The following is a 12,839-nucleotide window of genomic DNA, read 5'->3' as shown; positions in this document are numbered from 1 at the left end:
TATTTTTTCTCTAACTCAGGACGGAGTTTTGCTTAACTTGGTTTTGCAACCTTTCAACTTCATCAATTAACTGCAACACTGTAATTGCAATATCTGGTCTAATTTCTGGTTTGGCAGTATTGTAAATCTGTGAGTGCGCCCACTCTTGCAGTTGCTTGAACTTTCCTAGTTTGCTAAATACCGGATTGCCATCATGTTCAGCAATAATCGCCACCTCCTGACTAAATGCAGCTAATCTAGCAAATAGTTCATCCTTCCACGAGCCGACAAAAACGCGCTGATTTACTGTATAATGTGCCTGGTTGGGAGCAGTGAATGTCACATGAAGATTAGCTAAAAGCTTCTCATCTAAAACTTCTGATGAATCAAAATTTTCACAAATAATTTTGAATAATTGTAAAAATTCTTGTTGTTCTTCAACTGTAAGCGAACGACCGAACAACACAGTATGAGTATGCGCCGTAATGCTATTATTTGTAGTTGGGGGATTTGTAGAACGAATTGTTAAATCGTTAAAAGTATATTTTTTTTTCATTATCCTGCTTCCTGGTAAGGTTGAAAGTCAGCTTTTTCATTTAAAAATTTAAAGGCATTAATTGAAAACCAGATTTGCTGTGTGGCAAACATCACATTGGCAATTGGCTCAATTTTAGCTTCTCCTCTATCCAACAGATTGTTTAATTCTACCACAGGCAAAGATATTTCAATAACTGTGCAGCCTAACGCCTCTAAACCAGGTGATAGGGCAGCAAAGAACCAGGCTACTTCTGGATTTAACCCAGCGTACCAACCTTGACCTAATTGTAAAGGCTGAGTTTGCAAAGCTAGCAAGCGATCGCCATTTAACCCGTTATTTAGAATATCCAATGCACTCTCAATATCTGTACCGTGATAGAGTTTTATAATTCCCTCGCCCATCTACACTCCCGGTTTAAGCTGAGATAAAAACTCTCGTAACTCTCTTACAGTCTTCAGGAAAAAGTCTCGGCAGCCAATGATTCGTTTTCCATTGTTTCTTTGCCAAATACTTCGATATAGCAGCGAATAGCTGATTTGACATCAGCTAAGGCTTCCTGATAGGTGTCACCTTCACCAACTACGGCACCTTTGATGCCAAGGGGATAGGCTACATAACCGTCGGGATGTTTTTCAATGATTATTCTAAATTGTTTCATCTTCGCCTCTTTCTTTTTATAGCTTAATTTACCACAGCCGCGCGATCGCATAAGCATCAAAAATAGCATCAACGCTCAAAACTGGTATCTGTTCTGCCATTGATTGGGCAATTATCAGCCTGTCAAATGGATCGCGGTGATGCAAAGGCAGTGAAGCCACAACCTCAATGTGGTTGAGATTAATCTCCAGTATCTCAATTCTATTAAGTGCGATCTGCTGCTTAATAAACTCCATAAAAGGCATACTAAAATTTAGCCTGCCTATACTATGTTTAATCGCCATTTCCCAGACGCTAGCTGTACTGAGGAGAATATCGTTATCTCCGTTGTCAATTAGCGATCGCCCTGTTGTGGTGAGTCTCGAACTGTCTGTCGTATACCAAATAAAGGCATGAGTGTCCAACAACAACCTCATTCCATGTACTCCTTAAATTCTTCTAGCGGTTCGTCAAAATCATCGGACATCCAAACCATTCCTTTAGCACTTCCTGCTTGTCGATTGGGTTTAGCTTGTTTGGCAATTACTACCAATTTTACAACAGGCTGGTTGTCTTGAGTAATGGCAACTTCTTCACCTCTCATCGCCGCTTCGATCAATTCAAGAAGTTTTTCTTTTGCCTCAACAATGTCTACTTGATACATGATTTATGCCTCCTTAATGTCACTTTTCAACATCACCACTATAACTCAATTCGATAAATCCTCTTCCTCCAAATCCACAGGCGGCAACTCCATATCATCTGACTGCAACTGAGCCGGAGTAGCCGGAATTGCGGCAATAATTGCATCGATTACTCTCGCCACCGGAATAATTTCCATCCCCAAATCTGGCACCGGTTGATTCTTCGGAACGATCGCCCTTTTGAACCCCAACTTAGCCGCCTCCCTCAGCCGCAATTCCAACTGAGAAACCGGCCGCACCTGTCCTCCCAAACCGACTTCCCCCAGCAAAACAGTGCGCGCATCAATTACCCGATCGCGAAAACTGGCCACAACCGCGATCGCAACTGCCAAATCCGCCGCCGGTTCCTCCACCTTCAACCCGCCCACCGAAGCTACAATAGTATCTAATTTAGACAAAGGAATTCCCACCCTTTTCTCCAAAACAGCTAAAATTTGCTGCAATCTACTATTATCAACACCAGTAGTAGATCGGCGCGGCGAACCAAAACTCGCAGGACTAACTAACGCTTGAATTTCTACTAAAATCGGTCGAGTTCCTTCGCAAGCAACCGTCGTAGAAGTACCGGGAGAAAATTCATCTTTATTACCTAAAAATAACTCCGACGGATTGTCTACTTCTCGCAAACCCTCTGCTACCATTTCAAAAACACCGATTTCGTGAGTCGCGCCAAAACGGTTTTTCATCGATCGCAAAAGCCGGTGAGAAGCAAAGCGATCGCCCTCAAAATAAAGTACAGTATCTACCAAATGTTCCAACACCCTCGGCCCAGCCAAACCTCCATCCTTAGTAACGTGACCAACAAGAAATAAAGTAATATTTTCCCTCTTCGCCACCTGCATCAAAGCCGAGGTACATTCCCGCACCTGAGCCACCGAACCCGGAGCCGATGTTAAACTAGCAAAATAAATAGTTTGGATGCTGTCAATCACCGCCACATTCGGTTTGAGCGATTCCAACTCCCGCAAAATTACTTCTAAATCCGTCTCAGGAAGCAAGTAGAAATTCTCCGCCGACTTGTCCTCGGAATCTGCTTTAGCTGCCCCGTTGCTGCCGGATTTATGTCCGCCGTTGCTTGACAAATCAACCGGATTAGCGACACCCAAACGCTGCGATCGCAACTTCACCTGCTGGCCGGACTCCTCCGCACTGACATACAGTATCCGATCCTTGCGCGCCAACATATTCGCCACCTGTAACAGCAGCGTCGATTTCCCGATTCCCGGTTCCCCGCCAATCAACACCAGCGAGCCCGGAACAATCCCGCCTCCCAAAACTCGATCGAGCTCCCCGTAACCAGAAGGCCAGCGAGACTGAGTTTGGTCAGCAATCTGCGATAATCTAAAAGACACTCTCGGTTGACCCTTCGACTTATCAGGGGGCGAACCGCCCACTGTCTTAGTTGTCACCCCAGTTAAACCAGCCCGCGGCACACCAGCAGTAGGTTGCTCTAACTGCTCGTCAAAAGAATCCCACTTCTGACAGCTAGGACACCTGCCAAAATATTGTGGTGAATCATAGCCACATTCCCGACAAATATATTGTATTCGAGGCTTAGCCATTGTTTATGATGATAAATAGTCACCCTAACATTTAGAAAAGTCTGAGTTAAAGCAATTATCAAGCTTTCAGACCGATCCCCACACATGATTCAACCTGTGGCTTCTATGATAGGGTACAAAAAATTAACATTATCTGAAATGTAACTTAAGGAGTGCTCGGTAAATTGGAAAACCATAAAGAAAAAATTCTGGTAGTCGATGACGAAGCCAGTATCCGGCGCATTCTGGAGACTCGCCTTTCCATGATTGGCTACGATGTCGTCACCGCTGCTGACGGCGAGGAAGCTCTCGAAACATTTCGCAACACCGAACCCGACTTAGTGGTTTTGGACGTGATGATGCCGAAGCTCGACGGTTACGGCGTTTGTCAGGAGTTGCGTAAAGAGTCAGACGTACCCATCATCATGTTAACCGCTTTGGGAGACGTAGCCGATCGCATCACCGGTTTAGAATTAGGCGCTGACGATTACGTCGTCAAACCTTTCTCTCCTAAAGAACTCGAAGCCCGCATTCGTTCGGTACTGCGTCGGGTTGACAAAAACGGATCTTCAGGGATTCCCAGCTCTGGAGTTATCCAAGTCACCAATATTAGGATTGACACCAACAAGCGCCAAGTTTACAAAGGCGACGAACGAATTCGACTCACAGGCATGGAATTCAGCTTGTTAGAACTGCTTGTCAGCCGTTCTGGAGAGCCTTTTTCGCGATCGGAAATTTTGCAGGAAGTTTGGGGATACACGCCAGAACGCCACGTAGACACCCGCGTAGTGGACGTTCACATTTCCCGGCTTAGGGCCAAGTTGGAAGACGACCCCAGCAATCCTGAATTAATTCTCACCGCCCGCGGCACCGGCTATCTATTCCAGCGAATTGTCGAAATTGGGGAAGTCGGTTGACAGTTGGCAGTTGACAGTTGGCAGTTGACAGTTGACAGTTGTTAAATTACCAACTAACAATTTATAAAACTTAAGCACGGGTGTCCAGAAACCGGGTTTTTCAACCAAAATACTTGGTTAAAACCCTCAATCTCGATAAAAAACCTGGTTTCTTGGTCAGGGAGTGCGTGATGCCTCAATAATTAACGATCTCAAGTCCGATCGATTACCATCACAAAATCGGTTCGTAGTGCGGACTTCAGTCCGCAAAAAGGAACGGACTGAAGTCCGCACTACGAATGAACCTTACTGATTGCAGTCAATCCACCGGACTAGATATGCCCTGTTTGGCCAATGCCCTGTTTGCCCAATGCCCTGTTTGCCCAATGACCAATGACAAAATCCGATCCAAATAAAGTTTTGCGGCAATTGCCCTTAGTTGCAGGAGGGTTAGCAGGTACGCTGCTGATGGTAAACCGCTTGCTAACAGAGCAGATTACAGACTCTCAAGCTCGATCGGACGCTTTGGGAGTAATTATCAGCGCCCTGCTGATTTTAACAGGCTTGCTGTGGCAGCAGGTGCAAGCGCGATCGCCCGATTCGGTAAAGCTAATCGGCTCTGAAGGCTTCGAGTTTGCGCCGGATTTACCCGATGCTGTCAAGCTAGAATTAGCCTGGGCGTCGCGTTTGCTGTTGACAAATACCGCGACAAGGGCGATCGTCATTGTGTATCGAGGAAAAGTTTTATTGCGGCGCGGCATTTTAGGCATCAATCCCGAAGTTAAACCAGGGCCAATATTGCAGCGGGCGATCGACAAAAACAAACCAATTTATTTAGTAAAGCTCGATATTTATCCAGGCAAAATCGAATTTGACTATTTGCCAGAAAATACCCAAGGAGTCATCTGTCAGCCGATCGGCAGCCAAGGCGTCTTAATCTTAGGTGCTAACGCGCCCCGCAGCTACACCAAACAAGACGAAAACTGGGTAGAAGGCATTGCCGAAAAACTAGAAAATACGATCGGTCAATTTGAGATTTGAGATTCTTCGACTTCGCTCAGAACAAGTTTTAGATTGTAGATTTTAGCTGGTAGGATGTTGGCGGGCGCACCTGCGGCGGGGCGGCCAGAAACCGGGTTTTTTAGCCAAAATACTTTCTTAAAACCCTAAATTTAGGTGAAAAACCCGGTTTCTTGAGTCAAGAGCTTAACAGTTGACAGTTGACAGCTTGCCCTGAGCTTGTCGAAGGGTTGACAGCGAAGTTTTTAGGCAGGGGATTTAAGCCCCTGCCTAAAAACAATCCACCTAAAGGTGGGGGCTTAAATCCCCTGTGCTTTGGTAAATCCTAGGGTGCGGAGTGAGTGGAAGATTTTATCAAAAATCGACCAGCTACCAACTGACGCACCCTACTAATGCTCAAACAACTCGGAAATCGCTAACACCAATTAGGCTGGCATTGACTCCAGTTAAAGAAGCAACTAATTCTCCACTTCCCTTTAACTTAATCAGCGCGCTGTTATTATCCTGAGTTATTTCTAACTGATTAAAACTAAAACCTCCCGACAATCCGAGCGAATCTTTACCCTTGACAAAATCAGCGATTACGTCAAATACCTGACGGTTATTTAACACAAAAGTGTCATTTCCCAAACCGCCAACTAAACTATTATTGCCCGAACCTCCAAACAAAATATCATCACCTTCGCAACCGAGAAGCGTATCATTACCTAAGTCTCCATAAATCGAATCGTTGCCCTTGCCTCCGTCAATTAAATCGTTACCTTGACCGCCGTAAACTAAATCCTTACCTTCACCGCCGCACAAAGTATCATCTCCCTGTTCTCCGAAGAGAGTATCATTGCCTTGATTGCCGAGAATTAAATCGTTTCCTTCGCCGCCGGATAAAATATCGTTTCCTTTGCCGCCGTCGATAAAATCGTTACCTTCATTGCCAAAGATTAAGTCATCACCTTCTTTGCCGTTAATTGAATCGTTACCTTGATTCCCGAAGATTGCATCTTCGCCAAAACCACCCAAAATGATGTCGTTTCCTTTGCCGCCCAAAATGATGTCGTTTCCTTTGCCGCCGTCGATGAAGTCATTACCTTCATTGCCGTTGAAGATATCATTTGAGTTGCCGCCAAATATGTTGTCGTTGCCAGTTAAAGCATCGAAGATATTGAGGTTGTTGCTGCCAAAATATGCGTCGTTTTTGAAAGTACCAAACAGCAAACCGGGACGACCATTGATGATGTTATCAATTTGCTGGTTGGGTTTGTTGAAATTGGGAGATTCAATTTTGTCGCAAATGCAGTCGGTATCAGGCGTGGGAGTTGGTACGGGTGCAGGCGTGGGAGTTGGTACGGGTGCAGGCGTGGGAGTTGGTACGGGTGCAGGCGTGGGAGTTGGTACGGGTGCAGGCGTGGGAGTTGGTACGGTGCAGGCGTGGGAGTTGGTACGGGTGCAGGCGTTGGCGTCGGTACGGGTGCAGGCGTTGGTACGGGTGCAGGCGTTGGTACGGGTGCAGGCGTTGGCGTCGGTACGGGTGCAGGCGTTGGAGTTGGTACGGGTGCAGGCGTTGGCGTGGGAGTTGCTGTAACTGATGCCGAAATCGGGAAATTAAAAGGATTTTCATCGCTGTCATCATTGACAAATTGCAACGTACCTGTTTTATTTCCTGCTGCTGTCGTATCTACTTGAACTTGCAGGTTAGCACTCGCGCCTCCCGCCACAGTTGCAGGTAAGTTTCCAACTAAGCTAAATCCGGTTGGTAAAGTCAGGTTGCTGAGGTTTAAGGCTGCTGTACCGAGATTGTTTACGGTAAAGGTTTTGTTGAGAGTCGTACCGACTGTAACGCTACCAAAGTCGATCGCACTTGCAGTACCATCAACAATATCCGTTGTGCCGTCTAAAACTTGAATTTCTGGTGCAGGCGCGGCTGTAAATGATGCTGAAATCGGGAAATTAAAAGGATTTTCATCGCTGTCATCATTGACAAATTGCAACGTACCTGATAGGTTTCCTGCTGTCGCTGTATCTACTTGAACTTGCAAGTTAGCACTCGCCCCGGCTGCGACACTTGCGGGTAAGTTTCCAACTAAGCTAAATCCTGTGGGTAAAGTCAGGTTGCTGAGATTTAAGGCTGCTGTACCGAGATTGTTTACGGTAAAGGTTTTGTTGAGAGTCGTACCGACTGTAACGCTACCAAAGTCGATCGCACTTGTTGTACCATCAACAATATCCGTCGTTCCATCTAATACTTGAATTTCTGGTAAAGGCGTTACATCGTTATCGGTAATTGCAACGTCACCTGATAAAGTACTTCCTAAAGTAACACCGCTAGAAGGAGTAGAAATTGTGAAAGTACCTGTTTCAGTAGGTTCTACCAGTGCATCATCATTAACATTGACGGTAAATGAACCTGTAGTTTGACCAGCCGGAATGGTAATGCTAGCAGGAATTGTCCCTGTGAAGTCGGCAGCAGTTGCGGTTCCTGATAGTGCAACATTGACTGTTTGAGCGCCGACTACTGCGCTGGATGCTGTGGCTGTAACGTTCAGTTGACAGTTGACAGTTGACAGTTGACAGTTGACCGCAAGATAGCGACCTCTACCTGGAAGGAAGAGGATTGGAGTAATGAATAGTCTTCTTTTAATTTCTCCCTATAAGGGAGAGGCTTTAAACCAATTCTTTCTGGTAATAGTTGGACTTCCGGTTTCTGTGGCTGTGCTGGGTGAAACTGAGAGGTTTACTTTGGGTAATGTGGGTAAGTCGTTGTCGGTAATTGTGACTGAACCTGTTGTGGTAGTTCCTAAAACAATACCAGTCCAAGGATTGGAGATTGTAAAAGTACCTGTTTCTGTTCCTTCTACTAAGGTATCATCTTTGATATTGACTGTAAATGAACCTGTAGTTTTACCAGCGGGAATGGTAATTATATCAGGAATTGTGCTTATGAAGTCAGCGGCAGTTGCGCTTCCTGATAGTGCAACATCCACTGTTTGAGGGCCGACTACTGCTTGAGATGCTGTGGCTGTAACGGTGATTGCTGTAGTTCCTGCTTCTGTGCCGGTGGTGGGGGAAACTGAGAGGTTGACTGTTGGGAAGTCGTTGTCGGTGATGTCAACGGAATCTGTGGTTGTAGTTCCTAAAACAATACCAGCCGAAGGATTGGAGATTGTGAAATTCCCTGTTTCTGTACCTTCGATTAGTGCATCATCGTTAATATTGACAGTAAATGAACCTGTGGTTTGACCTGCGGCAATGGTAATGCTGGTGGGAATTGTACCAGTAAAATCAGCAGCAGTTGCTGTTCCTGATAGTGCAACATTCAATGTTTGATTGCCGACTACTGCTTGAGATGCTGTGGCTGTAACGGTGATTGCTGTAGTTCCTGCTTCTGTGCCTGTGCTGGGAGAAACTGAGAGGTTGACGGGGAATGTGGGGAAGTCGTTGTCGGTGATTGTCAGCGTACCAGTCGTATTCGCGGCAACTGGATTTAGAGTGTAGTTAAATCCAGTATCGGCAGTGAGATTGACTCTGACGGTTTCCCCTGGGTTGATGAGGGTATCATTGACGGGGACGGCATTGAGGACAGCGGTAGTTGCACCAGCGGCAATGGTGAAAGTATTCGCAGTCACAGCCGTGATATTCGTACCCGCAGTTAGGGAGTAGTGGCCAGGGGTGGCGGCGGTACTGCCAGTGATATTGAAGTTGATGAGTAAACCACTTGCGGGGGGGGAGTGTCGAGGGTGATGTTAAATGTGCCAGTGGTGGGGCCGGTTTCTGTGGGGGTAGTGCCGGCGGCGATGCTGATTTTGGGGGTGTTGTTAAGGAGGATGGAGGTGGTTTTGCTGTTAAAGTTCGCCACAGCTAAGTCTGGTTTTCCGTCGCCGTTGAAGTCTCCGATGCTGACTGAATAGGGGTTATTCTCAGTGTTTAAGTCTACTTTGGTGGCGAAGGTGGGGGTGGTGGCATTCGTGGTGTTGAGGAGGATGGAGGTGGTGTTGCCGAAGAGGTTCGCCACAGCTAAGTCTGGTTTCCCGTCGCCGTTGAAGTCTCCGATGCTGACTGAATAGGGGTTATTCCCAGTGTTTAAGTCAACATTGGTGGCGAAGGTGGGGGTGGTGGCATTGGTGGCGGTGGTATTGAGGAGGATGGAGGTGGTGTTGCCGCGAAAGTTCGCCACAGCTAAGTCAGGTTTCCCGTCGCCGTTGAAGTCGCCGATGCTGACTGATCTGGGGCCACTCCCAGTGGTGAAGTCAACTTTGGTGGCGAAGGTGGGGGTGGTGGCGTTGGTGGTGGTATTGAGGAGGATTGAGGTACTGTTGCTAATCAAGTTCGCCACAGCTAAGTCAGGTTTCCCGTCGCCGTTGAAGTCGCCGATGCTGACTGATCTGGGGCCACTCCCAGTGGTGAAGTCAACTTTGGTGGCGAAGGTGGGGGTGGTGGCGTTGGTGGTGGTATTGAGGAGGATTGAGGTACTGTTGCTAATCAAGTTCGCCACAGCTAAGTCAGGTTTCCCGTCGCCGTTGAAGTCGCCGATGCTGACTGATCTAGGGCCACCCCCAGTGGTGAAGTCAACTTTGGGGGCGAAACCCAGGATGCCACTGTAGGTTTTGAGGGCGTTTTCTGTGAAGGGGAGTTTGGGTTGTGTGGGGATGGGGGGATGAGTTGAGAGATTTCCCAGTTGCCTCCTTTGGCCCAGTTGCCTGTCTGGTGGGCGTTGGCGGCGATTTTTGCGCCTGTGAGTTGGTGGAGTTGAGTGAGGAAGTTCGGCAACGGATTCTGTACCGGATGTAACGGATGGGTTGTTGGTGGGTGGTTTGGCTTTTGGTTGTCGGTTGTCAAATCGGTTGTGGCGGCGACGTTGCACCCGTACAGCAGGATGGATGCGTCTTCTGTGAGGCTTTCTCGCCACTGCTGTATCTGCTGAGTATATTGGGGGAGAGTTTCAAGATTTAATGCTGTATTCCCTAACTGGAGATGACCGATCGCACCGTGTGAGATGATATGAATCGCTTAGTATTGCTTACCTTTGAGGGTTTCGGCGATTTGTGCTACGGCGTTGCGATTCGGGTCGAGGATGCTGACATCAATGCCTTGGTGGATGCCTTCGATCAGGGTTTGGCTGTCTGGGATATCGGAGGTGATGAAGGCGATCGCTCTACTAATAGTTTGTGGCATAATCGCCTCCATTAAATGTTGCTACGATTTTAAACGCTGGGAATTTTAATGTCATCCGCTCCACGTTACATTTTGTATCTAAAATGACTTCTGATTCAATCCATGACCCATCAGTTTTGAACACAGCCCAAGAACACGATATTTTTGGCGATCGCGATTTTCCAACTTGGCTAACCCAACAAAAAATCAGCCTCGCTTGCACCACTTATCAAACCAGCCGGTTAATGTTAATCGGTGCTGCGCCAGAAACTAACAGAATATCAGCCTTTTGGCGCATATTCGATCGCGCAATGGGGCTTTACTGCACGCCGTCACGCATTTACCTAAGTTCTAAATATCAACTCTGGCAATTAGACAACGTGCTAGCCGCCGGACAACTGCATCAAGGTTACGATCGCCTTTACGTGCCTCGCATTGCTTACACCACGGGCGATATCGACATCCATGATGTAGCTGTAGATAGCAGTGGACAAGTAATTTTTATCAGCACATTACTCAATTGTATAGCCACATTGAGCGATCGCCACAGTTGTAAACCTTTATGGAAACCACCCTTTATCTCACAATATATCAACGAAGATCGCTGTCACCTCAACGGTTTAGCAATGGTGGAGGGGAAAGCTAAATATGTGACAGCATCAAGTCAGTCGGATGTTGTGGATGGCTGGCGCGATCGCCGAAAAAACGGCGGCATAATTATAGATATAGAATCCAATGATATCATTGCCACAGGATTGTCAATGCCGCACTCACCCCGCTGGTATCAAGACAAATTGTGGGTGCTGAATTCTGGTAGGGGAGAATTGGGTTATGTGGATTTAGAAACAGGGAAATTTAATGCGATCGCATTTTGTCCCGGCTATTTACGAGGCTTAGCATTTTGGCAAAACTGGGCAATAGTTGGATTATCTAAACCCAGAGGCGGTGACAACACATTTAGCGGCTTAGAATTAGATGAATTGTTAATAAAAAAAGATGCCGAACCGCGCTGTGGTATCATGGTAATAGATATTAACACTGGAACAATAGTTCACTGGGTGCGATTTGAAGGAGTAGTTACAGAACTCTATGATGTGCAAATAATCCCGGAAGTGCAAAGACCGATGGCTTTAGGTTTTCAGACCGAAGAAATTGCTCAATTAATCACTTTGGAAGTTTAACAGATAAGAGTCTAAAGAGAAGGTCGATTGACCATAAGTGCGATCAACCATAAGTGCGATCTCCCAAATACTGTGATTAAATGGCGCTGGGGCGATCGTAATTTCAACAGTTATAGACGCAGAAACCCAGTTGCTTAAAATAATACAATACGCTTGGGTTAAGACAGATCCCCCCTAACCCCCCTTCCCAAGGCTACGGTGTACACACAACTCCTCAAAACCTTGTCTACTCAGACACAAGCCGCATTTAGGTAAGGTTTTTAGAACAGCAAGTCAGTTATCAATAGTTTTAATTTATTGATAACAGTTAACGGAAAATCAAGGATTAAAAACATAAATTTCCATGACTTTGACGACCTTTGATTTCCAATTCGACTTGTGTGTACACGGTAGCTTCCCAAGGGGGGGACAAGAATATTCTCAAAGTCCCCCTTGCTTTCGGGGGATGCGAGGGGGATCTAGACTCGGCGGTAAACGACAGATACAAAGGATTTTAGCCTGGTTGTTGATACCAATACTTACTAACGAGCCCAATCAGTACCGCGCCAGATCGTAAAAAACAAAACACTAGAAATTAGCGCGCCCAGCAGCCACTTAAAAGCATTTTTAAATAACCCCAAGCGCTGACTTGACTGAACCGCTGCGCTTTGCGTCTGCAACCGTTCCTTAGCCGGAGTAATTCTCGAAAGAATTTGGCTTTTCAATTCCTGCGGGTTTTGCGTATCCGCTTGTACCCCCAAACGGGTAAGTTCCCCCGCCAAGTTCTTTAAATCTTCAGGAGTACCCTTGTTGAGCCGTTCTTCTACTTGCTGCAACTGAGCTAATTGTTGGTTTGCTTGAGTAGTAATTTGCTGGTTATTTTGCTTGTTGACCTCGATAGTGCCAAAAATTCCCAAAGGCAGCATCAACAGAAAAACCAGACCTAGCAGCAGGCACACCCAAGACAAAACCTTCAAAAAAGGGTCTTCCAAACGTCTGCGATCGTACCCTTCGCCAAAAAATATCAGCGCCATTGCCAGCAGCGGAACTGGCACCCGTTCCACTACAGCGCCAATTGTCTGCAATTCCCAGACGCGATTGCCAAAATTTGCTGGTATCAAAACTGCGATCGTATCTAATAAAGACAGAATTAATAAACCGTAGCCAATCCAACGCAGCCTGTAAATAGAAAAACCTTGTTCGCCTTGTGCGTCATTCAT

The 12,839-nt window shown here is 46.5% G+C and carries 14 protein-coding genes and 1 pseudogene; 3 read left to right on the top strand and 12 right to left on the bottom strand.

Translation table 11 applies throughout. From position 1 onward, the window contains the following. Positions 1-10: 10 nt before the first annotated feature. From QUA58_RS20580 to radA, 6 genes are read right to left on the bottom strand one after another with little or no spacing between them, the layout of a single operon-like run. Entirely contained in the window at positions 11-535 is a 525-nt protein-coding gene (locus QUA58_RS20580; protein WP_333254192.1) for a hypothetical protein, read from the bottom strand. Then, complete coding sequence (locus QUA58_RS20575; protein ID WP_333254193.1) at positions 535-918, bottom strand: hypothetical protein; 384 nt, start codon at positions 916-918, stop codon at positions 535-537. Before QUA58_RS20575 ends, QUA58_RS20580 begins: the two co-directional genes overlap by 1 nt. 53 nt (positions 919-971) lie before the next feature. Then, positions 972-1,175 (bottom strand): hypothetical protein, encoded by a 204-nt coding sequence (locus tag QUA58_RS20570; protein WP_333254195.1) that lies wholly within the window; start codon positions 1,173-1,175, stop codon positions 972-974. Positions 1,176-1,203: 28 nt separating this feature from the next. Then, positions 1,204-1,590 carry a type II toxin-antitoxin system VapC family toxin gene (locus tag QUA58_RS20565; RefSeq protein ID WP_333395629.1) on the bottom strand — a complete coding sequence of 129 codons (387 nt, stop codon included), beginning with the start codon at positions 1,588-1,590 and terminating at the stop codon, positions 1,204-1,206. Then, positions 1,587-1,817, bottom strand: a complete 231-nt coding sequence (locus tag QUA58_RS20560; protein ID WP_333028992.1) for a type II toxin-antitoxin system prevent-host-death family antitoxin — start codon at positions 1,815-1,817, stop codon at positions 1,587-1,589. The genes QUA58_RS20565 and QUA58_RS20560 overlap by 4 nt, the downstream gene beginning before the upstream one ends. Before the next feature lie 45 nt (positions 1,818-1,862). Next, positions 1,863-3,419 (bottom strand): DNA repair protein RadA, encoded by a 1,557-nt coding sequence (gene radA, locus QUA58_RS20555; RefSeq protein ID WP_333395628.1) that lies wholly within the window; start codon positions 3,417-3,419, stop codon positions 1,863-1,865. Between the two features lie 164 nt (positions 3,420-3,583). Here radA and rpaB point away from each other — a divergent pair, with 164 nt between their 5' ends. Beyond that, positions 3,584-4,315 carry a response regulator transcription factor RpaB gene (gene rpaB / locus QUA58_RS20550; RefSeq protein ID WP_333254202.1) on the top strand — a complete coding sequence of 244 codons (732 nt, stop codon included), beginning with the start codon at positions 3,584-3,586 and terminating at the stop codon, positions 4,313-4,315. Between the two features lie 372 nt (positions 4,316-4,687). Next, complete coding sequence (locus QUA58_RS20545; RefSeq protein WP_333254204.1) at positions 4,688-5,335, top strand: cofactor assembly of complex C subunit B; 648 nt, start codon at positions 4,688-4,690, stop codon at positions 5,333-5,335. Positions 5,336-5,710: 375 nt separating this feature from the next. Here QUA58_RS20545 and QUA58_RS20540 read toward each other — a convergent pair whose 3' ends face one another. The 5 genes and pseudogenes from QUA58_RS20540 to QUA58_RS20520 form a co-directional block, all read right to left on the bottom strand. Further along, positions 5,711-6,526 carry a calcium-binding protein gene (locus QUA58_RS20540; protein ID WP_333395626.1) on the bottom strand — a complete coding sequence of 272 codons (816 nt, stop codon included), beginning with the start codon at positions 6,524-6,526 and terminating at the stop codon, positions 5,711-5,713. Beyond that, complete coding sequence (locus QUA58_RS20535) at positions 6,457-7,509, bottom strand: choice-of-anchor D domain-containing protein (RefSeq protein WP_333395648.1); 1,053 nt, start codon at positions 7,507-7,509, stop codon at positions 6,457-6,459. The genes QUA58_RS20540 and QUA58_RS20535 overlap by 70 nt, the downstream gene beginning before the upstream one ends. A gap of 447 nt (positions 7,510-7,956) precedes the next feature. Further along, entirely contained in the window at positions 7,957-8,934 is a 978-nt protein-coding gene (locus tag QUA58_RS20530; protein WP_333395624.1) for a Calx-beta domain-containing protein, read from the bottom strand. A 23-nt stretch (positions 8,935-8,957) separates the two neighbouring features. Further along, on the bottom strand, positions 8,958-9,896 hold the full coding sequence (locus QUA58_RS20525; protein WP_333395647.1) for a VCBS repeat-containing protein: 939 nt from the start codon (positions 9,894-9,896) through the stop codon (positions 8,958-8,960). Next, positions 9,803-10,480, bottom strand: a pseudogene (locus tag QUA58_RS20520) (DUF4347 domain-containing protein). The gene QUA58_RS20525 and the pseudogene QUA58_RS20520 overlap by 94 nt, the downstream one beginning before the upstream one ends. Positions 10,481-10,563: 83 nt before the next feature. On the opposite strand from QUA58_RS20520, the gene QUA58_RS20515 reads away from it, so the two are divergent. Beyond that, positions 10,564-11,640 carry a TIGR03032 family protein gene (locus QUA58_RS20515; RefSeq protein ID WP_333395622.1) on the top strand — a complete coding sequence of 359 codons (1,077 nt, stop codon included), beginning with the start codon at positions 10,564-10,566 and terminating at the stop codon, positions 11,638-11,640. 521 nt (positions 11,641-12,161) lie between these two features. Here QUA58_RS20515 and hpsJ-A read toward each other — a convergent pair. Beyond that, the gene (gene hpsJ-A / locus QUA58_RS20510) at positions 12,162-12,839 is read right to left on the bottom strand and encodes an HpsJ-like protein, cyanoexosortase A-associated (RefSeq protein ID WP_333254212.1); all 678 of its coding nucleotides are present in this window, start codon (positions 12,837-12,839) and stop codon (positions 12,162-12,164) included.

It is taken from the genome of Microcoleus sp. N9_A1 (genome assembly GCF_036701795.1).
GTDB lineage: Bacteria > Cyanobacteriota > Cyanobacteriia > Cyanobacteriales > Microcoleaceae > Microcoleus.
Note: the sequence above shows the minus strand (reverse complement) of the source record. Positions and strands in the feature narration are given on the sequence as shown.